This is a genomic window from Psychrobacillus sp. (assembly GCF_032154225.1).
Taxonomy (GTDB): Bacteria; Bacillota; Bacilli; order Bacillales_A; family Planococcaceae; genus Psychrobacillus.
Map to the genome: position 1 here is coordinate 44,289 of NZ_JALDYF010000004.1, position 25,878 is coordinate 70,166.

The following is a 25,878-nucleotide window of genomic DNA, read 5'->3' on the forward strand; positions in this document are numbered from 1 at the left end:
GGCATAAAGGTTGATAATGGCTGAAAAATTACCAATGACAAAAGAATTTGATTTGTTCGATAAAATGGCTAAACATGAACAAGTGGTTTTTTGTAACGATCCATCAACTGGATTACGAGCAATTATTGCTATCCATGACACAACACTTGGACCAGCAATCGGTGGATGCCGTATGCAACCTTATAATAGCGTGGATGAAGCTTTAGAGGATGCTCTCCGTCTTTCGAAAGGGATGACTTATAAATGTGCGGCTGCCGATGTTGATTTTGGGGGCGGAAAAGCAGTCATTATTGGCGATCCTAAAACAGATAAATCGCCTGAGTTATTCCGGGCTTTCGGACAGTTCGTGAACTCCCTAGGTGGTCGATTTTATACGGGAACGGATATGGGAACTACGATGGACGATTTTATTCATGCGATGAAAGAAACGAATTTCATCAACGGGCTACCTGAAGTATACGGGGGGGGCGGTGACTCATCAATACCAACAGCATCAGGTGTTTTATATGGCATAAAGTCGACTAATCAGTTCTTATATGGAAATGAAGAACTAGGTCAGCGTGTATACGCGATTCAAGGGCTCGGCAAGGTTGGATTTAAAGTTGCTAGTGGATTACTTGAAGCAGGTGCACTCCTTTATGTAACAGATATTAATGAAGAAAGTCTGCGAGCAATTGAAGAAGTTGCTGCAAAAACAACAGGTGAAGTACAAATTGTTGCAAGTGATGAAATTTACTCCCAGGAAGCGGATATATTTGTTCCGTGTGCATTTGGAGGGATTATTAATGACACTACAATACCAAAATTTAAAGTTAAAGCTATTGTAGGCTCGGCTAACAATCAATTATTAGATGATTCACATGGCAAAGTGTTGAGAGATAAAGGGATTTTATATGCACCGGATTACATCGTTAATTCAGGGGGGCTCATTCAAGTAGCAGATGAATTGTATGGCATTAATCATGAAAGAGTCCTTGCCAAAACGAAACATATTTACGATTCGGTTTTGGAAGTTTACAAGGATGCCGTGTCAACAGGTAAGACAACGGAAGAATCGGCAAATGCAATGTGTGAGAAAAGAATAGCAAATCGAGGGAAACGTAATAGTTTTTATTCGGTACCAACCAAACCAAAGTGGTCGTTGAAAAAATAATCTTGATTGGAGGCATGTTAAGTGGAACATAACTATCCTATAAAAAGAATAATAGACGATCAAGGGTTTATTGTAGATAAAAGCTTTGAAAAACAGATTGATGAACAATTAGTGCAAGAACTCTTCTATCATATGCTGCGAATTCGTACATTTGATAGAAAGGCGATTAATTTACAACGACAAGGTCGACTTGGCACATATGCTCCATTTGAAGGTCAGGAAGCTGCACAAGTAGGTAGCTCACTTGCATTAAATGCGGAAGACTGGGTTTTCCCGACTTACCGTGATCACGGGGCAACAATAACATTTGGAAAAAGTATGGCTAGAACTTTTTTGTATTGGAATGGACGAGTAGAAGGGTGTGTTGCTCCACCGGATCGAAATATTTTCCCTCCAGCTGTTCCAATTGCAACTCAGCTTCCACATGCTACAGGAGCAGCTTGGGCAGAAAAGATAAAAGGAACTAAAAATATTGCAATTGCTTATTTTGGTGATGGTGCTACTTCTGAAGGGGATTTTCATGAGGGACTCAATTTTGCAAGTGTATTAAAAGTACCGGTCGTCTTTTTTAATCAAAATAATGGGTATGCAATTTCAGTTCCAATGGAAAAACAGATGAATTCTAAAACAATAGCACAAAAATCAGTTGCGTACGGTATACCAGGGATCAGGATTGATGGAAACGACTGTTTTGCTGTTTATTTTGAAACGAAAAAGGCAGTTGAAAATGCGCGGGACGGGAATGGTCCAACGTTGATAGAAGCTGTAACGTGGAGAAAAGGTGCCCATACCACAGCTGATGATCCGTCTAAATACCGTCCAGAAAAACAAGGAGAAAATTTTGTTGACCCTCTTACACGATTAGAAATGTTTATGAAAAATTACGGCTATTGGAATGAAGAGTGGATTCAGGTTACTAAGGAAAAAACGACTAGTGAAGTCGAGGCGGCTGTTGAAGAAATGGAGAAGTTCCCTCCACCGAACGTAGAAGATGTTTTTAATCATGTATTTGCCGAAATGCCAGCTCAACTTGCTGAACAAAAAGATACGTACCTTGCACATTTAGGGAGGCAGTAATTAATGGCACAAGTAAAAGAGTCCGTCCCCAAAAACGAAACGACGAAACAAATGACTTTAATTCAAGCGATTAATGATGGTATGCGTTTGTTGTTAGAAGAGGATAATCGAACGATTATTCTCGGGGAAGATATTGGCAAAAACGGTGGGGTGTTTCGTGCGACGGAAGGACTCCAAGAAGCTTTTGGGGATAGTCGAGTAGTCGACACACCGTTATCGGAAGCAGGAATTATTGGTACATCGATTGGTCTTGCAGTAAATGGTTTTCGCCCGATTGCAGAAATCCAATTTCTTGGTTTTATCTATCCTGCTTATGAACAAATTATGACGCATGTATCGCGTATTCGAATGCGGTCGATGTCTCGTTTCTCTGTTCCGATGGTTATTCGAGCACCATATGGGGCAGGTATTCGTGCGCCAGAAATACATTCTGACAGTATAGAAATTTTATTCACACATATGCCTGGAATAAAGGTTGTTTGTCCATCTAATCCATACGATGCAAAAGGATTGCTAATTGCAGCAATGGAAGACCCTGATCCAGTGCTAGTGTTGGAGCCAATGAAAAACTATCGTGCAAAGAGAGAAGAAGTCCCGGTTGGAAAATATTCAGTAGAAATTGGTAAAGGAAAAAAAGTAAGCGAAGGTACGGATGTAACGCTCATTGCTTGGGGAGCTATGATCTCCATTGCAGAGAAGGCTGCAGAATTGGCACAGAAAAAAGGAATTAGTTGTGAAATTATCGACTTGCGAACATTGTATCCAATTGATCGTGACATTATAGCGGGGTCTGTACAAAAGACAACGAGAGCAGTCATCATTCATGAAGCACATTATACTGGAGGGCTCGGAAACGATATTGTATCGATTATTAACGATACTTCCTTTCTTTACTTACGTGCTCCGATTGAACGTGTTACGGGCTTTGACGTACCGGTTCCATTTTTTGCATTAGAAGAACATTATCTACCAACACCGGCACGTGTCGTTGAAGGAATAGAAAAAGTGGTTCATTTTTAAGGAGGAAGTGGAATGCTCGAAGTAAAGTTACATGATATCGGGGAAGGAATGACTGAAGGAGAAGTTATTAATTACTTAGTTAAGGTTGGGGATTCGGTTAAGACGGATCAACCGCTTGTTGAAGTACAAACGGATAAAATGATTGCGGAACTAACTTCACCTTGCGCAGGTATCGTGAAAGAGATTCCTATTGAAGTAGGTGAAACGGTTCGTGTCGGAACTAGTCTGCTTTGCATTGAAGTAGATCAAGCAACTCGGACAGAATCCAAGCCACCAGTTCATACGGTGACAAAAGTGATTTCCACTATTAATAAAGATGAGAAAGCACCGACAATAAGTTTCAATCGTATTCTTGCTGCCCCCTATACCCGCAAAATTGCTAGAGACAATAACATTAACATTGAGGATGTTCATGCATCAGATCCCTCGGGAAGAATAAGCGAAGAAGATGTTTTTCTCTTCCTTAAAGGTGTGCAAAATGACAAAGAACCCGTGAAGGAAGTTGTTAGTCTAGAAAATCCGACAGAACTTCCTTTTAGAGGAATTCGAAAAAAGATAGCAGAAAAGATGACGAAATCACTTTTTACAATTCCTCATGTAACGCACTTTGATGAAGTCAATATGACGAATTTATTGGAAATGAAAGAAAAAATGAAAGCAACTGGAGAATCAGTTAGTGTTTCAGCATTTCTCCTAAAAGCACTCGTTATTTCATTGAAGGATTTCCCTATATTTAATGCTGAACTTGATGAAGAAAATAGTCGGATACTCCTGAAGAAAAACTATCATATCGGTATTGCCACAGACACCGAAAATGGGCTACTTGTCCCTGTAATTCATGATGTCGATAAGAAATCGATTAAAGAGATTCATAGGGATGTTAAAGGATTAACGGAAAGAGCTATTGCAGGTAAATTACAACCTTTCGAAATGCAAAATAGTACATTTACGGTAAGTAATGTAGGACCTCTAGGTAGTACTGGTGCTACACCAATTATTAATTATCCTGAAACGGCTCTTATTGCTTTCCACAAAACGAAAAAACAACCAATCGTCAATGAGCATGATGAAATCGTTATTGGTCATATTATGACACTCTCCATGGCATTTGATCATCGTGTTGCTGATGGCGCAACAGCTGTTAAATTTACAAACCGCTTTGCAAGCCTGATTGAACAACCTCATAAACTGATGATGGAGTTGATATAACATGGTGGTTGGGGAAATCAGTCAGGAACGGAATCTCATGATCATTGGAGGGGGACCAGGTGGCTACAGTGCCGCTATACGGGCTGCACAGCTTGGTCTTTCGGTCACGTTAATTGAACAGGGTGATATGGGCGGTGTTTGTTTAAATAAAGGATGTATTCCATCAAAAATATTTACACATGCAGCAACTAAACTATCTGAAACAGCTCATTTACAAGAGCTTGGAATTGGAAGTTCGGATAATGTCTTCGATTATGAAAAGCTGATTGCTTATAAGACTAAAATCATTCATCGGCTTAAGTTTGGTATAGAAAATCTAAGTAAGGAAAATAAAATCGAAATAATACGTGGAAAAGCTATGTTTCTCTCTGTGAACAAAATTGGAGTAGAAAATGGGCATCAATTCGATATTTTTGAATTTGAGCAAGTAATTATCGCAACAGGTAGTTCTCCGATTATACCAACAATGATAAAAGATAAAGGGAAAAGAATTTTATTGCAAGATGACATCTTTAACTTGAATGAGGTACCAGAGCATTTAATCGTAGTCGGTCAAGATTATATTGCATTTGAAGCAGCTTCCAGTTTTGCAGCATTGGGAGCACAAGTTAGCATTGTAGTCGATGATAAAACAGGCTTTCCATTCGATGAATCGATCAACAAAGAATTAAATCGTTTATTTAAAAAACGCAAAATTAAAGTGCATAGAGAAGTTGAGCTCATTTCAGTAAATGAGTCGGAATCAGAAATTACAATAACCTTTCAATCAGATAAAAATACAGAACAAACAATTACTGGATCTCATTTATTCGTTTCTGGAACAAGGAAACCCAACTTGGAATCTGTAGGCATAAGCCGGTTTGGAATTGAACAAACATTAGATGGATTTATAAAAGTAGATGGAAATATGCAATCGTCGATTCCTTCTATATATGCAATTGGAGATGTAACGGAAGGCCCATTACTTGCGGTTAAAGCTATCAAACAAGGAAAAGCTGCAGTTGCTTCTATTGCAGGAGAATCAATGGAAGTTGATCATAACTTCATACCCCTTATAGCGCATACGATTCCACCTATTGCTTCAGTGGGGCTTACGGAGCAAAATGCACGAGATTTTGGAATGGATTTTCGTGTTAGTCAATTTGCTTTAGGTGGCAATGGGTATGCAACACTCACTGGTAAAAACGATGGGTTTATTAAAGTTATTTCTGATCCCAGAACTGAAATCATTCATGGCATTCATATGATTGGAGAAGGAGCAATTGAAATGTCTGGTTCCTTTGTACAATTGCTTGAGATGGCTGCGAAGGAAGAAGATGTTAAATTCCCACACTATGCACATCCAAGTATAAATGAAGGGCTACTTGAAGGAATAGAAGGATTAATCGGACAAGCAATTCATACAGCACCGGATTCAAATAAATACAAAATAAAACAGAGTTAAAGAGGGGGAAATTTAATGAAAAATGGTTGGAAGAAAATGTTGACTGTTCTTTTCAGTACTACATTAATACTTGCTGCATGCGGAGATGATGGAGAAAAAGTACCAGCATCATCCTCAAAGAAATATAAAATTGGTGTTACTCAAATTGTAGAGCATCCCTCACTGAATGCTGCTTATGATGGATTTAAAAAAGCATTAGAAGACGCAGGAATTGATGCGGAATATGATGTGCAAATTGCTCAAGGTGATAACACTGCTAACACGACAATAGCGACGAACCTTGTTAGCGCAAATGTCGATTTAATCTTCGCTAACTCAACTCCAAGTGCTCAGGCAGCAGCGAGTGCTACTACAGAAATTCCAATCATTTTTACTTCAGTAACAGATGCAGTTGGAGCAGAACTTGTAGACTCGATGGAAAGCCCAGGAGGGAATGTAACTGGTACGATTGATGCGCATCCCGATGCAATTACCGATACGATGAAGTTCCTTAAAGATCAATTAGGAGCAAAAAATGTAGGAATGGTATTTAACTCCGGGGAACAAAATTCTCGTGCTCAAGTAGATGCTGTAAAGGAAATGCTAAAAGATATGGATATGACAGTAGTGGAAGCATCTGTTGCTACATCTGCGGACGTGAAACAAGCCGCTGAATCATTAATCGGTAAAGTAGATTCTATGTATATCATTACAGATAACACAGTTGTATCTGCACTGGAATCTGTTATTTCAGTTGCAAATGACAATAAAATTCCGATGATGGTAGGAGAATTTGATTCAGTTAAACGAGGCGGGTTAGCAGCGTATGGTTTTGAGTATTATGATATCGGCTACGAAGCAGGGCAAATGGCGGTAAAGATCCTAAAGGGTGAAAGTAAACCTGCTGACTTACCTGTTCAAGTACCACAAAAATTAAAACTTATTATGAATAAAGACACAGCTTCAACGCTAGGACTTGATATTAAAGATGAGTGGAAAGCAGAATTTAGTGAATAATTAGGAGGTGATTCTTCATGTTTGCAGCAGTATTTGGCTCTGTAGAGCAAGGAATCATCTATGCAATTATGGCACTTGGAGTGTATTTATCATTTCGAGTGCTAGATTTTCCAGATTTAACGGTTGACGGGAGTTTTGTAACAGGAGCTGGAGTTGCTGCTACGATGATTGTCTTAGGATATCATCCGGCAGCTGCTACGGCGGTTGCCATAGTCATCGGTTTTCTTGCTGGATGTGTAACCGGCCTCCTACATACTAAAGGGAAAATCAATGCGCTTCTATCTGGAATTTTAATGATGATTGCCTTGTATTCTATTAATTTGCGGATAATGGGTCTGACAACAGAGAATTCTATCGGTCGTCCGAATATTCCTTTATTGAATGCAGAAACATTATTTATTCAGTTTCAAACGATTTGGAGCCGCACAGGTATTGACCAAGCAATTAATAATTTTTTCAGCATGCTAGGAGTTCAACATTTACCTTCCACCTGGGGTACATTGTTCATCATGCTAATCATTGTTTTAATCATTAAATTTATTGTCGATTGGTTTTTGAAAACCGAAGTAGGTCTTGCGATAAGAGCTACTGGTGATAATAAAAAAATGATTCGAAGCTTATCTGCTAATACAGACACATTAGTTATTATTGGTCTTGGATTTTCAAATGCCCTTGTTGCTTTTTCTGGAGCATTAATTGCTCAGTATGCAAAGTTTGCTGATATCGGAATGGGAATAGGAATGATTATTATCGGGCTGGCATCTGTCATTATTGGGGAAGCAATATTTGGGACGAAAACGATTTTACGAACAACATTTGCCGTAATTGCAGGAGCTATTATTTATCGAATTGTACTCGCCCTTGCGCTTAGAGTGGACTTGCTAGATACAGGAGATATGAAATTAATCACAGCTGTTATTGTAATTTGTGCATTGATTTTGCCGCAGTACCTTGAAAAGAATCGAGATAAAAGAAGAAAAGCTAAGCGTCATGCTGAACGTTTAGTAGAGCATGAACATCTGCTAATGAAGGAAGGGAATTCCGTTGTTAAAGCTCAGTCAGATTAATAAATTATTTAATGAAGCAACACCAGATGAAAAAGTGGCTCTGGATCAAATAAATCTTACGTTAAATCCTGGAGATTTCATGACTGTGATTGGAAGCAATGGTGCTGGAAAATCAACGATGTTGAATATGATTTCTGGAGCCCTTTCTCCTGATTTTGGCGAGATTGAAATTGCTAATAAGAACGTTACAAAAATGCCGGAATATAAACGTTCACAAATGATTGGAAGGGTATTTCAAGATCCAATGGCAGGGACGGCACCTTCGATGACAATTGAAGAAAATTTAGCGATGGCTTATTCTCGAAACAAAAAACGCCAATTAAAGAAAGGCGTGGACAAGAAGCGGCGTGAATTGTTCCGTATTTCACTTGAAACGCTTCATTTAAATCTTGAAAATCGACTAAATGCAAAAGTAGGAATGCTATCTGGAGGAGAGAGGCAAGCACTTTCTTTATTGATGGCTACCTTTACACAACCATCTATTTTACTACTGGACGAGCACACTGCTGCATTAGATCCGTCGAGAGCAGAGTTGATTACCAATTTAACAAAGCAATTAGTGGAAAAAGATCAGCTTACAACACTAATGATCACCCATAATATGCAGCAAGCGTTAGACCTAGGAAACAGGCTTATTATGATGGATAAAGGACAAATAATTTTAGAAATCGAGGAAGATGAAAAAAAGAAGCTAACAATTCCTAAACTAATGGACGAATTCCAACGCATTCGTGGTGAAAAACTAACGAGTGATAAAGCGTTGTTATCCGTATAAACCTAGCAACTTAAGGAGTGAGAGGCATGAACAACGTAAAAATGGAGATGTTAGGGACAGTTTATGGCACGCTGCTCAATTACAAAGGGGCGCTTGAAAAGATGGGCGATGCTATCCAACATAAACCGTATAATTCACCTCCAATTGCCCCTGTACTTTATATTAAACCACGCAACACTTTCAATTGTCATCATGCACCAATTCCTATGCCAGTAGGGGTTTCAAAATTGACAATGGGGGCGGCACTTGGGGTAGTAATAGGACGGAAAGCTTCTTTTATAGAGGAAGAAATTGCACTTAGTTATGTGTGTGGCTATACGATTGTTAACGATGTTAGTGTGCCTCATGATAGCGTTTATCGTCCACCGGTTCCATTTAATGCACGAGATGGGTTTTGTCCAATAGGTTCATGGATTATTGACAGTCGTGAAGTGAAAAATCCAGATGATTTAGCCATTCGTGTATACGTGAATGATGAACTTCGACAGGAAAATTCAACTTGCAATTTAATACGTTCGATTCCTCAGTTGCTTGCAGATGTCACGGAGTTCATGACGTTAAATCCAGGAGATGTATTGCTCGTTGGTGTTCCTGAAAATGCACCACAAGCAGGAGTTGGAGATAAAGTCAGAATTGAAATAGAAGGTATTGGTAGTTTAGAAAATGTTATTTTGGATGAAATAGAGGTGGGACAATATGAGACAAGCAAGAGTAGCGTATGGGGGTGCCATCCATGAAGCGGTTGAATGGCAAGGACAGCTCAAATTAGACGATGGCCGAATAGTAGAAGAAAACAGTGTAACCTGGCTTACGCCAATCGAGCCGCGTACAGTATTTGCACTGGGACTTAACTATGCGGATCATGCAGCAGAACTTTCATTTAATGCTCCATCAGAACCTATTGTCTTTTTAAAAGGACCAAATACATTTATAGGCCATCAAGCGTACACTCGGAGGCCAGCTGATGCCACGTATATGCACTATGAATGTGAGCTGGTTGTAATCATAGGAGATACAGCTAAAAACGTCAAAAAAGAAAATGCCTACAAATATGTAAAAGGGTACAGTGTAGCAAATGATTATGCAATCAGGGACTACTTGGAAAACTATTACCGCCCAAACTTACGTGTGAAAAATCGAGATACATGTACACCATTCGGTCCATGGATAGTTGATAGGGCGGATGTTGTGGATCCAATGAACTTAAGATTGACAACATACGTAAACGGAGAACTCGTTCAAGAAGGAACTACGGCAGATATGATATTTGATATTCCTTCACTCATTGAATATTTAAGTAGCTTTTTAACATTGAGTGAAAATGATGTCATTCTAACAGGTACTCCTAAAGGATCTGTTAATACTGTAGTAGGGGATGTTGTTATTACGGAAGTAGAGGGTATTGGACGATTAATAAATACGATTATCGGAGAAGAATCTTTTACAAAAAGATAGTGTGAAATGAGGAATGGACTTGCCGCATTTTATTGTGGAGTACACAGATAACATTAAAGACGAAGCGAATATAGCCAAGTTATTGGAGGAAATTCATCAAGTTCTTATAACAAGAAATACTGTTTTCCCAATTGGTGGACTTCGTTCGAGAGCAATTGAGCTAAAGGAGTACCGAGTGGCAGATGGTACGGAGGAAGATGCTTTCGTCCATGCAGTATTGAAAATAGCAGCTGGGCGTTCAAAGGAAATAAAAAAAGAAGTATGTGGTGCTTTATTCGAAGTGATGAAAGAACATTTTTCGTCATTAATGTCACAACGATACTTAGCATTATCAATGGAATTAATCGAATTTAATGAAGAAGGTACTTATAAACAAAATAATATTCACGCACGATTTAAAATATTTGAAAATTAAATCAACTTGTGGTGGAGGGAAAATAATGGGAGCTCGAACTGGGAAAGAATATATAGATGGTATTAAAAATCGAAAGACAGAAGTGTGGATCCACGGTGAAAAAGTGAACGACGTCACGGTGCATCCAGCTTTTAAAAATGTAGTAGAAAGCGTAGCGGGACTGTTTGATTTACAGCACGAAAAACCAGATAAAATGCTGTATACCTCACCAACGTCTGGTGAAAAAGTAGGGCTTTCCTTTATCGCACCAAAAACAAAAGAGGATTTGTTCAAAAGACGCGAAATGCATATGGAATGGGCGACTTTTTCTGGAGGTATGATGGGACGTTCTCCTGACTATTTGAATACAAGTATTATGGCATTCGGTACAGCAAGCCAATTTTTTGCGCAAGAAGGGGGCGGAAGTGATCAATTTGCTAAAAATGCTGCAAACTATTATGAGTATGCGCGTGAAAATGATATTAGTTTAACACATACATTAATCCACCCTCAGGTGAATAGGTCGATGCTAACGCAAGCAGAACAAAAAGATCCTTTTCTCTCCGCACGCATTACGAGAAAAACATCAGATGGCATAATTGTGAATGGTTGTCGTCTTTTAGCGACATTAGGTGGTATTACGGATGAACTCGTCGTATTTCCTTCTACTATTAATAGAACGCCTGGAACTACAGATGATCCATTTGCTTTTGCGTTTGCAATTCCAAATAACACACCAGGCTTAAAATTCTTATCACGTGAATCCTTCGACTATGGCAAAAGTAAGTGGGATCACCCATTAGGCGCTAGGTTTGATGAAAGTGATGCAATTATTTCATTTGAAGACGTACTTGTTCCATGGGAAAGAATTTTTGTGTGTGAAAGTACAAATATATGTAATCGAACTTATTCCGAAACAAATGCAGTTATCCATATGACGCATCAAGTTATTTCTAAAAATATCGTCAAAACGGAATTCATTTTAGGTGTTGTTATTAGCATGATGGAAGCAATTGCTATTGATCAATTTATGCATGTGAAAGAAAAAGCTAGTGAAATCATGGTTATTTTAGAAGTGATGCGTTCCCATTTATACAAATCGGAGCATAATGCAAAAATCGATCAATATGGTAATATGACTCCTGACTTTGAGCCGTTAAATGCAGCGCGTAACTGGTTCCCAAAAATGTATCAACGCATGAATGAAATTATCAAGATATTAGGTGCTTCAGGTTTGATGGCACTTCCAACTGAAGCCGACTTTAGCAATACAGATGTTGGCCCATTAGTTCATCGCTACACACAAGGTGCAAATATTAACGGGGAAGAAAAAGTACAGCTATTCCGCTTAGCTTGGGATATTTCTATTAGTGCATTTGGTAATCGACAAGCACTCTATGAATATTATTTCTTTGGTGATCCAGTAAGAATGTCGAATGCTTATTACGATGGATTTGATAAGCAACCTTATAAAGACATGGTTACTAACTTTTTAAATAGATCAAAGAAAGAAGCGGGCATATTTTAAATGAAAAGAATGTATATAAATCTTATATGTCATGAATGCGGTAATCATAGACCTCTAGACTAGGATTCCGTTCCAAGCGCCCGCTATAGCGGAAATCAACCATTTTTTCAGATATCTATCTTGAAAGAAAAAAGAATATAAACATAATGGGTGATTGCACTTTTCTTAACAGATGAATGATAGTCGAAAGGAGAATGAGTAATGCAGTATGTAGACCATGAGATTGATGACCGTTTATTTCGAAATGTGATGGGCAGTTTTGCAACAGGTGTAACTGTCATTACAACCGAAGTTGCTAAAGAGGTACATGGAATGACTGCAAATGCCTTTATGTCCGTTTCTCTAAGTCCAAAACTTGTCGCAATTAGTATAGGAGAAAAAGCAAATATGCATCAATTTATAAAAGATTCAAAGCAATTTGCTATTAACATCTTATCCTCCAAGCAACAAAATGAGTCGAAGCAATTTGCTGGCCAACTTCATTCACAAACTGAAATTATGTTCGCATCCTATAAAGGTCTACCAATTTTAGAAGATGCATTGGCAGTTGTAACATGTGAACTGCATAGCGAACACGTTGTTGGAGATCATACGATTTTTATTGGTCACGTTACGGGCGTTAAACTGGAGCAAAAAGATCCTTTATTATTTAGCCAAGGAAAGTATAGGGAAATAAAAGAACTATCCGAATAAATTTTAGAAGGAGTAGATCCTATTGGCATATGAAGAAGCTAAAAAGAAGTTACGTGGTTCCATCTGTCCTGTTATTACACCATTTACCAAAAGTGGTGCAATCGATGAAAAAACATTTGTGGAATTGATCAATTGGCAAATTGAAAGTGGAAGTCATGGAATTTCGGTAACAGGCACAAGTGGCGAACCGAGCTCTTTAACGATTGATGAAAGAAAGAGAGTTATGAGTCTAGCGAAAGAGACAATAGATGGACGTGTCTTTTTTGCGCCAGGTACAGGGACTACCAATCATGATGAAACAATGGAGCTAACGAAATTCGCAGAAGAAATTGGTGCTGATGCTGCGATGGTAATTGTACCTTACTACAATAAACCTAATCAAGAGGCACTTTATCAGCATTTTAAAACGGTAGCAGATTCTGTGGAAATTCCAATTATTATTTACAATATACCTGGTCGAGCGGCAGTCAATATGGAAGTTAGTACGATGAAACGCCTAGCCCACGATTGTCCGAATATTATTGGTGTAAAAGAAGCAAATAAAGATTTTGAACATGTAAATCGTGTGCTTCTAAACTGTGGAAGAGATTTCTTACTGTTCTCAGGAATTGAACTACTTTGTTACCCAATGCTTGCTATTGGCGGTGCTGGTTTTATTAGTGCAACAGCAAATGTGGAGCCGGCAAAGGTAGCAGAACTATACAATGCATGGGAAGAGGGAGACGTGAAACGAGCACAAGACCTTCACTTCGAATTAATGCCACTGAACGATGCACTTTTCAGAGATACGAATCCTGCGCCAGTTAAAGTAGCGCTAGGCATGATGGGGAAAATTACACCTAAACTAAGATTGCCTTTAGGATTACCATCTGCTGCAATACAGGAAGAAGTGCGAGAGTCCCTAATTGAGCTTGCTATTTTATCTAGGGAAACAGTTGTAAAGTAATCACAAATTTTAATAAGAAAATAGGTGAGATATATGGTATCTACCAAACATGAAACACAAAAGAATATATTGCTATATATAAATGGTGAATTTACGCCATCTTTAAGTGGAATGACGATGAATAATATAAATCCGTTTACAAATGAGCAGATTAATGAAGTTGCTGAAGGGCAAGCAGATGATATTAATAAAGCAGTTGCGGCCGCACGAGAAGCCTTTGACAACGGTCCTTGGAAAACGATGAAGCTTACTAAAAGAATGGAATATATTTATCGTATTGCGGATCTGATAGATGAAGAAATTGAAAAAATAGCTTATTTAGAATCACTTGATACGGGACTTCCGATTAGTCAAACTAGAAATATGGTGAGTCGCGCTTCCGATAACTTTCGTTTTTATGCTGGAATGGTAGAAAATCGTTTAGTTGGAGATGCCTATCAAGTAGATGATGAATTTATCAACTACACAATCAATGTACCTGTAGGAGTTGCAGGATTAATCACTCCATGGAATGCTCCATTTATGTTAGAAACATGGAAAGTAGCACCAGCACTAGCAACTGGGAATACTGTTGTGTTAAAGCCAGCGGAACTTTCTCCGCTTTCAGCTAACTTATTAGCGGAAATTATTCATAAAGCAGATCTCCCAAAAGGAGTTTTCAATGTTGTACATGGCTACGGTGAAATAGCGGGAGATGCACTTGTAAAACATCCTGATGTGCAGCTTATTTCATTTACTGGAGAAACAAAAACAGGTTCAACAATTATAAAAAATAGTGCTGATACATTGAAAAGCTGTTCAATGGAGCTTGGTGGGAAATCACCAATTATCGTTTTTGAAGACGCTGATTTCGAGCGAGCGCTAGATGCATGTGTATGGGGTATATTTTCTTTTAACGGGGAACGTTGTACGGCAAATTCTCGCTTGTTCATACAAGAAGGGATCAAAGATAAATTTATTGATGCTTTAAAAATACGTGTCGCGAATATTAAAGTGGGAGACCCGCTGGATGGAAATACAGAAGTAGGACCTCTTATTGATAAAGGGCATTATAGTAAAGTCAATGGTTACTTAGAAATTGCTGAAGCAGAAGGTGCAGAAGTCATTAGTGGGGCTATCCCGATAGAAGTTGCTAAAGGGAACTTCGTCGCTCCAACTCTTATTTTAAATGCCGAAAATCATATGCGTGTTGCACAAGAAGAAATCTTCGGTCCGATATTAACTGTTATGACTTTTAAAGATGAGGAAGAAGCTATTAAGCTTGCAAATGATATCGATTATGGCCTTGCGGGTTATGTGTGGACGAACGATATAAAACGAGGTCACCGTGTTGCACATAAAGTGGAGGCTGGAATGCTTTGGGTGAATGCTCAAAATGTACGTGATTTAAGAACACCATTTGGAGGTTCTAAATCTTCTGGAATCGGAAGAGAGGGTGGGCATTACGGCTTTGGTTTTTATACGGAGCAGAAAATCATTCACGTTTCAATTGCAGATCATCGGATACAGCAATTCGGGAAAAAATAGATGAAAGTATGGTGAGACTTGATGAACTTTTCAATCATTCGAATCGCAAGAACTGTTCTTCATGTATTGGATTTGCAAGCATCCCGTAAGTTTTATGTGGATGGATTAGGCATGATTGAAACAGAAAGTGATGAAAATCATATATATTTAAGAGGTTTAGAGGAACACTCCCATCATAGTTTACTATTGAAAAAAGCAGATAAGGCGGTTGTGGAAGTACTAAGTTACAAAGTAGAAAAAGAACAGGATCTTGATGAGATTGAAAAGCTTTTTATTGCACAAGGACTAAAAACAAAATGGATGCCAAAAGGGCAACAACATGCAATGGGAAGAACCCTTCGAGTCCACGATATTTCGGGCATTCCTTTAGAGTTTTTTGCGGAAATGACAACGGTGGATCGGATGTTACAGCGTTATGACCTGTACTCAGGTGCAAAAATACAGCGAATTGATCATGTGAACTGTGCAGTACCAGATGTTCAAAAAGCTTATGACTTTTTTGTTAAGCACTTAGGTTTCTCCTGTTCGGAGTATACGGACACAGAAGATGGAGACTTGTGGGCAGCGTGGCTTTTTCGAAAGCCGACTGTCCATGATCAGGCATTCATGAGTGGCCCAGGACCAAAACTTCATCATTTTGCCTATACGCTGTCAGACCGACTTAGTGTACTTGATTGCTGTGATGTTCTAGCTAGTATGGGATATGCCGATTCAATTGAACGTGGACCTGGGCGTCATGGACTATCCAATGCTTTCTTCCTTTATTTGAGAGATCCTGATGGTCATCGTATAGAGCTTTATACGGGCGATTATTTAACAAGCGACCCAGATTTAAAACCGAAGCGATGGGATTTAAATGACCCGCTACGCCAAACATTCTGGGGACATAAAGCACCTGATTGTTGGTTTAATGAAACAAGTACGTTTATTGATATTGAAACAGGGGAAGAAATAGAGTGTAAAGAACCACTTTTGGAACAAAGAAAACCAAAAATTTTAGCTTAAACATTAGACTAACCCCCAACGAAAGTTTTTGTTGGGGTTTTTATATATCCAGAAATAATGGGGAAAAAGAGGTGTTTTAGTGGACGTTGGAGAAATATAAAAAGGTTAGAGTAGAATGGAGAGATTGCAGTAATGATTTATGTAATAAGGCATGGCCAAACAGATTTGAATAAAGAAGGAAGACTTCAAGGAAGATTGGGACTACCGTTAAATGAAACTGGTATAGAGCAAGCAGAATTTCTAAGAGAAAAGTTGAAGGATATTAAATTCGATTATGTATTTTCCTCACCTCAAGAAAGGGCTATTCAAACAGCAGAGATAGCAACCGGTCTAAAAGCAATAATTGATTCAAGACTGGATGTCATTGATTTAGGTGAAGCTGACAGATTAAAAAAAGAGGAAGTAAAACTAGTAGGATTAGTTCCTGATTCAACCGTTTATAAAGGTGTTGAAGATATTCGTAGCTATATGAAAAGAGTTTTATTATTCATGCAAGAAATTGAAGCTAAATATGGGAATAGCGATTTAAACATTTTCCTATCTGGACATAGATGCACGACTGGTTGTATTGGCTCTTATTTCGAAGGTATGCCAGAAGACGGGAATATATTGAGGTTTTCATCAAATAACGCTGATTATAATGTATATAAATTCAATATTACCGGTGGAGTAATTCTCCCAACGAGCTAAAGTTAGTAGATGAACTGATACTTACAATGGCACCAACTTTAATAGGGGCGGGTATACCACTATTTAAAGAAGATGATCTGCATTTGGAATTTCCTTAAAAGATGTTAAACACTTCAATCAATTTGTTGTACTTCATTACGAATACAAAAAATAAAAACAAAGGGAATGTATAGATGGATAATATATTCATAAAAGAAAAAAGTTATAGGTTCATATCGCACTATAAACATGACGACGAAATACGAGGTGATTTTAACTCGCTTGTGCAAAAAATGTATCATTTTGATTTTGAAAACTGGTATAAAAGTGGATATTGGCAAGACAATTGTATGTTATATTCTTTGTTACATAATGAGAAGGTAGTTTCACATATCACAGTAAATGTAATAGATTTTATCGTTCTAGGGAAAAAGAAACAATTTGTTCAGTTAGGTACTGTAATGACCGACGAACATTATCGACATCAAGGATTAAGTCGAGCTTTAATGGAAAAGGTTCTAAACGAATGGGAAAGCAAATGCGATTTGATCTATTTGTTTGCGAATGATAGCGTTATCGATTTTTACCCAATGTTTGGATTTGTACCTGTAAATGAATATGAGGCAAGTAAAAGAGTGTCGAAAATCAGCAATTCCTATCCAGTTCGTAAAATGGATATAGATAATATAAGTGACTTAAAATTACTTTATGAAACAACAAAAAATGCAGTTTCTCTATTTAAAATTTCCATGCAAGATAACGCTGGTTTAGTTATGTTTTATTGCAATTACTTTGAGTTGTTCAGCTTTAAAGAAAACCTCTATTATATAGAAAATTTAAATGCGATTGTTGTTGCTGCGTATGAAGAAAATACGTTGATCTTGTATGATATTTTCGCAATTAGAGAAATAGAAATCGACGATGTGATAAATGCCTTAGCAATGGAGCAGACAACAAGTGTGACTTTACAATTCATGCCTACTAACTGTGAAGATTATGAACTAAGCCTATTTAAAGAAGAAGACTCTACTCTTATGGTTATGGCCAATAAAAGCGAGCTCTTTGAAGACAATAAACTAATGTTTCCGATGTTATCTCATACTTAAAAAGAAGATAAGTGTTATCCGCAATTAAACCCAAAGGAGCAAAACTATGAAACAAGAGCCAATTGTAGAGTATGATGAGAACCTTTTTTCTATAGATGAACAAATTTGTATATTACTAAAACAGCGTATAGACATTTCAACTAATAACCCAAGTTCGCCATCGGATGATATTATTTCAAACTGGGCTTTAAAATATGATCTTTACGAAGATTATTTAACTGCAATCTTTGGAACAATAAAAATGGCGGATTTTTTTAAGACGCGTGTTGAACCAAAAGGATTTAAGGGGCATTTACCTGTTTTGAAATCAGCAGAAGTAGCTGAACGCTTCTATTCAATTACGTATATCCGACAATATGAGAATGCTAGTGTTGTACATCTTAATGTTGATTGGAATGCGGAAGATTATTCAGCAACTGGATTTCATCATAATCATAGTTCTTTAGAATTGTATATTAGTGAAGAATATGATTGTCGAGCGACTGGTGCGGGAGGGTCAGAAGGTCGTTTCAGTCATGACTTTGTAGTTTCACCTCCTCTGCCTGCTGATACGTCTGGGCTCAAATTTGTTTTTAAAGAGTATGAAAGTCTAATGAAAGAAAATCCGACTGGACTTGTGGTAATAATAGATTTGGAGTGAAAATAATGAATTGTTCATTAGAATACAATATTATCTCTTTCCTCCGATATAACAAATAGAGATGGAGGTGATTTATAGTGAATATTCAATTTAGTCCAAATGTGGCCCAGTATACTTTACCAAAAAGTCCAACGAAAACGGATGAAGAAGCTCCGGTTGAGAAAAAAACGGTAAAGGAAGTACAAGCTGAAGAACGAAAAAAAGTGTTACAACAAATTTCTGAAATGCAAGAAGCGAAGAAAAAAACTGGTGAAGGCAACCCAAGGGCTCAAAGAATTTTAAGTAAGTTTAACTCTGGTAAAAAACTTTCTCCTGAAGAAATCCAATATTTGATGAAAGCTGCCCCAGAAAACGTAGAGCGTGTAATCCGAGTTTCGGCTGAGCGTCAGCAAAATGAGATGATGATGCGTGCAGCTCGTACAAAAACAACTACAAGGCATGCTTCCATGCTTGCGATTAATGCTATTAGGAAGACAGCTGGAAGTGGAACTTCAGGCGATGCACTAACTCGTTCTAATCAAATCCAAGATTCTGTAAAAGAGTACACTTCTACAAAGGAATATAAAGACAAGCCAAATGATGAACTAAATATTAAGAAGAAAAAGAAAAGCCCTTATAATAAACCGTTGCATCCGCAAGAAAGTGGATTGTGGGCAACTGCAAATCATGCTTATTTGAAAGCGAAGGATTTAAATAATCCAAAAAAATCCACCTTATAAGTTGCAAGGTGGATTTTCTTATCCAAAATTTAAAAACCTCTTTTATACTGCACTGGTGCTTCTACTTTTCCAGTAAGTGTTGCTTCTGCATGGAGGCTCCAATACGGGTCTTTCAACATGCCACGTCCTATAGCTATTAACTCAGCATCTCCATCAACAAGTGTTTTCTCTGCAAGGTGAGGATCATCTAAAACTCCAACCGCAATTACAGGCACATTTAATGCTTCCTTATATGCTAGTGCAAATGGAACTTGATAGCCTGGAGCATATTTAGGTTTTAATTTACCTGGAGGGGCTTCACCGCCACTTGATATGTGGAAAACGTCTACTCCGGCTTCTTTGTACTTTTGGGCAATTTCTAATGAATGAGCAAGTTCATACCCACCATCCATATATTCAATTGCAGATATACGAAGCAGTAGTGGCATGTCTTTTGGCATAACACTTTTCACTGCCTTCACTATTTCTACTCCAAATTTAGATAAGTCCTGTCCATACTCATCTGTTCGATTATTTATCGCTGGCGAATGAAACTGATGAATTAAATAGCCATGTGCTGCGTGAAGTTCAATTGTATCAAACCCAGCTGTAACTGCTCTTTTTGCCGCTTTTTTATAGTTTTCGATCATTTCTTTTACTTCATCTGTCGTTAGGGCTCTTGGTTCCTTCCACGTTTCATCAACTGGAATATTGGAAGAACTCACTGGTTGAATAGCATCTTCCGCTTTTCTGCCTGCATGTGCAATTTGTACCCCGATTTTCGCACCATATTTATGAACTTCTTTTACGATTCGTTCAAACGCAGGAATATGTTCATCTGACCATAACCCTAAATCGAAATCTGAAATTCTTCCATCTGGATGAACATCCGTCATCTCCACAAGAATAAGTCCTGCACCTCCGATAGCACGGGAAACATAATGAACGAAATGCCAGTCATTTGGAATACCGTCTTTTGCTTCTACGGAATATTGGCACATTGGCGCCATAACTACTCTGTTTTTTAATTCTAATCCTTTAATCGAATACGGTGAAAATAAATGAGACATGTAATACACTCCTTTTGTCTATTATCTTGGATTTTAATTGGAGAATCAATTATAGTGTATTATATTTCAAAAAATACTGATCTATCAGAATATTAGGTATAATAAAAATAAAAATGGAGGAATATTGATGGTAAAATCTTTAAATCAATTAGAAGTTAAAACATACGCAAATTCGAAAAAAGAGTATAAGAAAGAATTAAAAGGATTACAATATCATTTGCTAAGTTTGCAACAAACACTTTTGGACGAAAAGATTGCCTTAGTATTAGTTTTTGAAGGAATGGATGCTGCTGGCAAGGGTGGAGCTATAAAGCGACTAACCCAAAGACTAGACCCACGTGGCTATATTGTGCATCCAATTTCAGCTCCGCAACAGCATGAGCTTCGCCATCATTATTTACAACGCTTTTGGAGAAAGCTTCCGCAGCATGGCCAAGTAGGAATTTTCGATCGCTCTTGGTACGGTCGAGTACTTGTAGAAAGAATTGAAAACTTAGCTACAAAAGACGAATGGAAACGATCATATAAAGAAATTAATAGCTTTGAAAAAGCACTTACTAGTGAAAAATATATTGTCATAAAACATTGGATACATGTGTCCAATGAAGAACAGCTGAAACGATTCGTCGAACGCAAAACAGATCCATATAAAATGTGGAAGCTTACAGATGAGGATTGGCGCAATCGTGAAAAATATGATGGGTATATGAATGCAGCGGACGATATGTTTGAAAAAACAAATACAGGACATGCTCCTTGGTTTTTAGTACATGGAGACGATAAATTACACGCTCGCATTGCAGTACTCAAAAATACGATTAATGAAATTGAACATCAGCTAGATAAACGTGGTATTACATATACGCTAATTTCTGAAGTGATTACACAAGAACAAGTGGATGACACCTTAATAGAAGAATCGAAAGAGTAAGAGTAATTCGTTTTTATTTGTATTTTAATAAATTATTAGTTGTAATTATACATTCCCCATGATACATTATGTATATTAATACTTAAAAAACGCATAATAATACATTGGAGGAATATAAAATGAATAAAAAAGTTGTTTTAGCATACTCAGGTGGACTAGATACATCCGTTGCAATTACGTGGTTAAAAGATGAAGGATATGACGTTGTTGCAGTGTGTCTAGATGTAGGTGAAGGAAAAGATTTGGAATTCATCAAAAACAAAGCAATAGAAGTCGGTGCCGTAGAAAGTTATATGATTGATGCACGAGAAGAGTTTGCTAATGAATATGCATTAATTTCGTTACAAGCTCATACATGGTATGAAGGGAAGTATCCACTTGTATCTGCATTATCACGACCGTTAATTTCTAAAAAATTAGTGGAAATTGCGGAACAAACTGGCGCAACAGCAGTAGCTCATGGCTGTACTGGTAAAGGAAATGACCAAGTCCGTTTCGAAGTTTCAATCAATGCACTAAATCCTAATTTAGAAGTTATTGCACCAGTTCGTGAGTGGAGCTGGAGCCGTGAAGAAGAAATTGCATATGCAAAAGAAAAAAATATTCCGATTCCAATTAATTTGGATAGCCCGTTTTCAATCGACCAAAACCTTTGGGGACGTGCAAGTGAATGTGGTATTTTAGAAAATCCTTGGGCAACACCACCAGCTGATGCATATGACTTAACAGTTGCATTAGAAGATGCACCTGATACTGCAGACGTAATCGAAATTGAATTTGTACAAGGTGTACCAGTTTCAATCGATGGCGTGAAGTATCCTTTATACGAATTAATTCTAAAATTAAATGATTTAGCTGGGAAGCACGGAGTTGGTCGTATCGATCATATCGAAAACCGTCTTGTTGGTATTAAATCTCGTGAAGTATATGAAATTCCAGGAGCACATACACTTTTACTTGCTCATAAGGAATTAGAAGATATTACATTAGTAAAAGAACTTGCTCATTTCAAACCAGTAATCGAGAAAAAATTAACAGAACTTATTTATGAAGGACTTTGGTTCTCTCCACTGAGAACTGCACTAGAAGCATTCTTAAAAGAAACACAAGTGTATGTGAATGGCACAGTTCGCGTGAAACTATTCAAAGGACATGCGATTGTAGAAGGACGCAAATCACCAAACTCTTTATATAATGAAAAATTGGCAACATATACAGCAGAAGATGAATTTAACCATGCTTCAGCAGTTGGTTTTATCGAGCTTTGGGGTCTTCCAACAAAAGTTCACGCAATGGTGAATAAGGGAGCAGAGAAGGTGAAAGCATGACCAAACTTTGGGGAGGAAGATTTCAAAAATCTGCGGAACAATGGGTAGATGAATTTGGAGCTTCCATTGGTTTTGACCAAACATTAGTAATGGAAGATTTAGATGGCAGCGTTGCGCACGTAAAAATGCTTGGGACATGCGAAATTTTGCCTCAAGAAGACGTGCAACAAATTCTAGGTGGCTTAGAGCAATTAAAGAAACTAGCTGCAGACAATGCATTAGAATTTTTAGTAGCAAATGAAGACATTCATTTAAACCTAGAAAAAATGTTGATCGATTTAATCGGTCCAGTTGGTGGGAAATTACACACTGGGCGCAGTCGAAACGATCAAGTTGCAACAGATATGCATTTATTTTTGAAAAACAGAGTGTTAGAAATTATTGAGTTAATTGAGTTATTCCAGCAAACATTAGTTGTGCAAGCAGAAGCACATGTAGAAACGCTTGCACCAGGGTATACGCATTTACAACGTGCGCAGCCAATCTCTTTTGCTCATCACTTAATGGCGTATTTCTGGATGCTAGATAGAGATAAAGATCGTTTCAAAGATTCGATGAAACGTATCGATATTTCTCCACTTGGAGCAGGTGCACTAGCAGGGACGACTTTCCCGATTGATCGTAAACTATCTGCAGAGTATCTTGGATTTGCAAATGTATACGCAAATAGTATGGATGCAGTAAGTGATCGAGATTTCATTTTAGAATTTTTAAGTAATTCTTCGATGTTAATGGCACATTTATCACGATTTGCAGAGGAAATTATTTTATGGTCTAGCTCGGAATTTAACTTTATTGAATTAGATGATTCATTCTCTACTGGTTCAAGCATTATGCCACAAAAGAAAAATCCAGATATGGCTGAGTTAATCCGAGGAAAAACAGGTCGTGTTTATGGGAATCTTATGGGCTTACTTACGGTGATTAAAGGTTTGCCTCTCGCATATAACAAAGATATGCAGGAAGACAAAGAAGGTATGTTCGATACCGTGCATACAATTGTTGGCTCGTTGAAAATATTTGAAGGTATGGTTCGTACAATGACTGTTCATAAAGAACGTCTGCATGACACTGTGCACAAAGACTTTTCAAATGCGACGGAACTTGCTGATTATCTTGCTGCAAAAGGACTTCCGTTCCGTGAAGCACATGAAGTAACAGGAAAACTTGTATTCTTATGCATTCAACGTAACTATTTCTTATTAGATTTACCATTAGGGGACCTTCAAGAAGCGAGCAACTTAATCGAATCTGATATTTACGATGTATTGTCTCCTTTAGCTGCAGTGAGAAGAAGAAATTCTCTTGGCGGTACAGGTTTTGACCAAGTTATCATTCAAATCGAAGAAGCTAAAAAAAGCTTAGCATAATAAAAACCGTAAACACTCATAGAAATGTGAGCTGTTTACGGTTTTTTTAAATGGTATATTTAGGATGTATCATTTGGTATACTAGATAAGAATTTACACACTATTCTGGAGATGAGTTAATGATTGACGTAAGGCAAGTCCAATTAGATAAAACAAAACGTTCCATAGTTATTTCAGACATACACGCAAATTTAAAGCTTTTCAAGAAATTATTAAACAAATTACATTATACAATAGATGATTATTTGTTTATCAACGGTGATCTTTGTGAAAAAGGTCCGAAAAGTTTAGAAGTAGTTGAGTTTGTACAAAATTTATGTGAACAATCTGATAGAGTTTTTGTAACAAAAGGTAATTGCGATGTTCTCCATCGTGATGTTTTTGATGAGAGTGCAGGAATTATGGCGTACATGAACAGGCAAAAGCATTCAATTTTAAATGAAATGCTAGAAAAACAAAGTAAAACAAAAGAAGATTTCACCAATTTAAAGGAAATCGGTCATTTCTATCGCCAGCATTTTCATAATGAACTGAATTGGATAGATTCATTGCCAATTGCTTATGAAACAGAGGCTTTTATCGTTATTCATGCGGGTATTGAAAACATAGAAGATTGGCATGAAACAGAAGAAAGCTTTGCTCTACATACAGATGCATTTTATGAAAAAGATCATATAGCAAATAAAACCGTTATCGTAGGGCACTGGCCAGTCGTTAATTACCGAGCGACACTAACAAGTTCACATAATCCTGTCATCGATTTGGATAAAAAGGTGATTGCATTAGACGGCGGAAATCAAATAAAAAAAGACGGACAATTGAATGCTTTAATTATCGAAAATAACAACTATTCTTATACATATGTGGATGACTTGGCTTACGAAATGATTGTTCGAACAGAGCATATCGATTCAACCGACCGATTAGGCACGGTGACATATCCGAATTACGAAATGCAAACAATAAAAAAAGAGGAGTATTTTACTCTTTGTAAAAACAGTAACTTAGGAATAGAACAATGGATTAAAAATGAGTACCTACTAACAGATAGTGAATCAATACGATGCAAGACAGATCTAAGTACAACTTTTTTATCTGTTACACAAAGTGAACAAGTATGGATTATTGATAACGATTGCGAGGGGTTTAGTCTTGTGAAAAAGGGGACTGGAGAAGTTGGATGGATACCAAAAAGTTGTTTATGAAAAGAGCAATGTAATCTATTATTTATTTCTATTTAGTATTTTTATGTATATGGTCATTTATTTTGGTCTAATTATTTTCATCTCTACTTTCCATTCTACCTACAGTGTAATAAGTGTAACAGCGAGTCTTGCTCCATTAGGTTTGTTTCTATTATTTCTAGCAGTTATATGGAAATACACAAATTTAAAGAAGGAACAATCTGTGAGGCGCGCTATTTTAGCTGTAGCATGGCTCAGTTTAGTTCCTTCTCTTTATTGTGTAATTGCTTTAGGAATATACGAATATGAATCCAATTTTGTAGCCGATAGATGGGAGAATTCCCCCACGGATAGAGCCTATATGGTGGATGATTTTTTGAATGAAAATGAACTAATTGGCCAGTCAAAAGAAAATATTGTGAATTTATTAGGTGCTCCAGATGAGACAAAATATCTTATTGAGAAGAGCAAAGTTGTATATAATCTTGGATCTGGCCGGTTACTCATACCTATTGATAATGAGTACCTAGTCATTTGGCTAGATGCATCTGATAAAGTTTTGACATATGAAATAGCATTAGAGCACTACTAAT

26 protein-coding genes are annotated in these 25,878 nt (G+C 37.4%); 25 read left to right on the forward strand and 1 reads right to left on the reverse strand.

Annotated elements, in window-relative coordinates:
• The first annotated feature begins 16 nt into the window (after positions 1–16).
• The 20 genes from RUH95_RS07650 to RUH95_RS07745 all read left to right on the forward strand — a co-directional run bounded on the left by RUH95_RS07650 (position 17) and on the right by RUH95_RS07745 (position 19,423).
• Positions 17–1,153, forward strand: a complete 1,137-nt coding sequence (locus RUH95_RS07650; RefSeq protein ID WP_397469486.1) for a Leu/Phe/Val dehydrogenase — start codon at positions 17–19, stop codon at positions 1,151–1,153.
• Between the two features lie 21 nt (positions 1,154–1,174).
• Complete coding sequence (gene pdhA / locus RUH95_RS07655) at positions 1,175–2,230, forward strand: pyruvate dehydrogenase (acetyl-transferring) E1 component subunit alpha (protein ID WP_313892262.1); 1,056 nt, start codon at positions 1,175–1,177, stop codon at positions 2,228–2,230.
• Positions 2,231–2,233: 3 nt separating this feature from the next.
• Positions 2,234–3,250, forward strand: coding sequence for an alpha-ketoacid dehydrogenase subunit beta (locus RUH95_RS07660; RefSeq protein ID WP_313892263.1), 1,017 nt, complete (start codon positions 2,234–2,236; stop codon positions 3,248–3,250).
• A 12-nt stretch (positions 3,251–3,262) separates the two neighbouring features.
• Entirely contained in the window at positions 3,263–4,459 is a 1,197-nt protein-coding gene (locus tag RUH95_RS07665; protein ID WP_313892264.1) for a dihydrolipoamide acetyltransferase family protein, read from the forward strand.
• Position 4,460: 1 nt separating this feature from the next.
• A complete protein-coding gene (locus RUH95_RS07670; RefSeq protein ID WP_313892265.1) occupies positions 4,461–5,903 on the forward strand; it encodes a dihydrolipoyl dehydrogenase family protein in 1,443 nt (480 codons plus the stop codon).
• A gap of 15 nt (positions 5,904–5,918) precedes the next feature.
• Complete coding sequence (locus tag RUH95_RS07675) at positions 5,919–6,899, forward strand: ABC transporter substrate-binding protein (protein WP_313892266.1); 981 nt, start codon at positions 5,919–5,921, stop codon at positions 6,897–6,899.
• Between the two features lie 17 nt (positions 6,900–6,916).
• The gene (locus tag RUH95_RS07680) at positions 6,917–7,966 is read left to right on the forward strand and encodes an ABC transporter permease (protein WP_313892267.1); all 1,050 of its coding nucleotides are present in this window, start codon (positions 6,917–6,919) and stop codon (positions 7,964–7,966) included.
• Complete coding sequence (locus RUH95_RS07685; protein WP_313892268.1) at positions 7,944–8,741, forward strand: ABC transporter ATP-binding protein; 798 nt, start codon at positions 7,944–7,946, stop codon at positions 8,739–8,741. Before RUH95_RS07680 ends, RUH95_RS07685 begins: the two co-directional genes overlap by 23 nt.
• 26 nt (positions 8,742–8,767) lie before the next feature.
• Positions 8,768–9,478: a fumarylacetoacetate hydrolase family protein gene (locus tag RUH95_RS07690; protein ID WP_313892269.1), complete on the forward strand. Its 711-nt coding sequence runs from the start codon at positions 8,768–8,770 to the stop codon at positions 9,476–9,478.
• On the forward strand, positions 9,438–10,196 hold the full coding sequence (locus tag RUH95_RS07695; protein WP_313892270.1) for a fumarylacetoacetate hydrolase family protein: 759 nt from the start codon (positions 9,438–9,440) through the stop codon (positions 10,194–10,196). The genes RUH95_RS07690 and RUH95_RS07695 overlap by 41 nt, the downstream gene beginning before the upstream one ends.
• A gap of 19 nt (positions 10,197–10,215) precedes the next feature.
• Positions 10,216–10,611: a 5-carboxymethyl-2-hydroxymuconate Delta-isomerase gene (locus RUH95_RS07700; RefSeq protein ID WP_313892271.1), complete on the forward strand. Its 396-nt coding sequence runs from the start codon at positions 10,216–10,218 to the stop codon at positions 10,609–10,611.
• A 25-nt stretch (positions 10,612–10,636) separates the two neighbouring features.
• Complete coding sequence (hpaB, locus tag RUH95_RS07705; protein WP_313892272.1) at positions 10,637–12,118, forward strand: 4-hydroxyphenylacetate 3-monooxygenase, oxygenase component; 1,482 nt, start codon at positions 10,637–10,639, stop codon at positions 12,116–12,118.
• A 222-nt stretch (positions 12,119–12,340) separates the two neighbouring features.
• Positions 12,341–12,811, forward strand: a complete 471-nt coding sequence (locus RUH95_RS07710) for a flavin reductase family protein (protein ID WP_313892471.1) — start codon at positions 12,341–12,343, stop codon at positions 12,809–12,811.
• 22 nt (positions 12,812–12,833) lie between these two features.
• Positions 12,834–13,757 carry a 2,4-dihydroxyhept-2-ene-1,7-dioic acid aldolase gene (gene hpaI / locus RUH95_RS07715; RefSeq protein ID WP_313892273.1) on the forward strand — a complete coding sequence of 308 codons (924 nt, stop codon included), beginning with the start codon at positions 12,834–12,836 and terminating at the stop codon, positions 13,755–13,757.
• 33 nt (positions 13,758–13,790) lie between these two features.
• Positions 13,791–15,284, forward strand: a complete 1,494-nt coding sequence (gene hpaE, locus RUH95_RS07720) for a 5-carboxymethyl-2-hydroxymuconate semialdehyde dehydrogenase (RefSeq protein WP_313892274.1) — start codon at positions 13,791–13,793, stop codon at positions 15,282–15,284.
• Between the two features lie 21 nt (positions 15,285–15,305).
• Positions 15,306–16,289 (forward strand): 3,4-dihydroxyphenylacetate 2,3-dioxygenase, encoded by a 984-nt coding sequence (gene hpaD / locus RUH95_RS07725; RefSeq protein WP_313892275.1) that lies wholly within the window; start codon positions 15,306–15,308, stop codon positions 16,287–16,289.
• Between the two features lie 132 nt (positions 16,290–16,421).
• Positions 16,422–16,979, forward strand: a complete 558-nt coding sequence (locus RUH95_RS07730) for a histidine phosphatase family protein (protein ID WP_313892276.1) — start codon at positions 16,422–16,424, stop codon at positions 16,977–16,979.
• Positions 16,980–17,152: 173 nt separating this feature from the next.
• Entirely contained in the window at positions 17,153–18,064 is a 912-nt protein-coding gene (locus RUH95_RS07735) for a GNAT family N-acetyltransferase (RefSeq protein ID WP_313892277.1), read from the forward strand.
• A gap of 46 nt (positions 18,065–18,110) precedes the next feature.
• Positions 18,111–18,704, forward strand: coding sequence for a hypothetical protein (locus RUH95_RS07740; RefSeq protein WP_313892278.1), 594 nt, complete (start codon positions 18,111–18,113; stop codon positions 18,702–18,704).
• A gap of 77 nt (positions 18,705–18,781) precedes the next feature.
• Positions 18,782–19,423, forward strand: coding sequence for a hypothetical protein (locus tag RUH95_RS07745; protein ID WP_313892279.1), 642 nt, complete (start codon positions 18,782–18,784; stop codon positions 19,421–19,423).
• A gap of 29 nt (positions 19,424–19,452) precedes the next feature.
• Here RUH95_RS07745 and RUH95_RS07750 read toward each other — a convergent pair whose 3' ends face one another.
• Positions 19,453–20,472, reverse strand: coding sequence for an NADH:flavin oxidoreductase/NADH oxidase (locus RUH95_RS07750; RefSeq protein WP_313892280.1), 1,020 nt, complete (start codon positions 20,470–20,472; stop codon positions 19,453–19,455).
• Positions 20,473–20,599: 127 nt separating this feature from the next.
• Between RUH95_RS07750 and RUH95_RS07755 the strand changes: the two genes are divergently transcribed.
• From RUH95_RS07755 to RUH95_RS07775, 5 genes are all read left to right on the forward strand, one after another.
• Positions 20,600–21,403, forward strand: coding sequence for a polyphosphate kinase 2 family protein (locus RUH95_RS07755; RefSeq protein ID WP_313892281.1), 804 nt, complete (start codon positions 20,600–20,602; stop codon positions 21,401–21,403).
• Positions 21,404–21,522: 119 nt separating this feature from the next.
• Positions 21,523–22,731: an argininosuccinate synthase gene (locus tag RUH95_RS07760; protein WP_313892282.1), complete on the forward strand. Its 1,209-nt coding sequence runs from the start codon at positions 21,523–21,525 to the stop codon at positions 22,729–22,731.
• Positions 22,728–24,101: an argininosuccinate lyase gene (argH, locus tag RUH95_RS07765; RefSeq protein ID WP_313892283.1), complete on the forward strand. Its 1,374-nt coding sequence runs from the start codon at positions 22,728–22,730 to the stop codon at positions 24,099–24,101. The genes RUH95_RS07760 and argH overlap by 4 nt, the downstream gene beginning before the upstream one ends.
• A 119-nt stretch (positions 24,102–24,220) precedes the next feature.
• Positions 24,221–25,306 carry a metallophosphoesterase gene (locus tag RUH95_RS07770; RefSeq protein ID WP_313892284.1) on the forward strand — a complete coding sequence of 362 codons (1,086 nt, stop codon included), beginning with the start codon at positions 24,221–24,223 and terminating at the stop codon, positions 25,304–25,306.
• Positions 25,278–25,877: a hypothetical protein gene (locus RUH95_RS07775; protein WP_313892285.1), complete on the forward strand. Its 600-nt coding sequence runs from the start codon at positions 25,278–25,280 to the stop codon at positions 25,875–25,877. Before RUH95_RS07770 ends, RUH95_RS07775 begins: the two co-directional genes overlap by 29 nt.
• The last annotated feature ends 1 nt before the right edge of the window (position 25,878 follow it).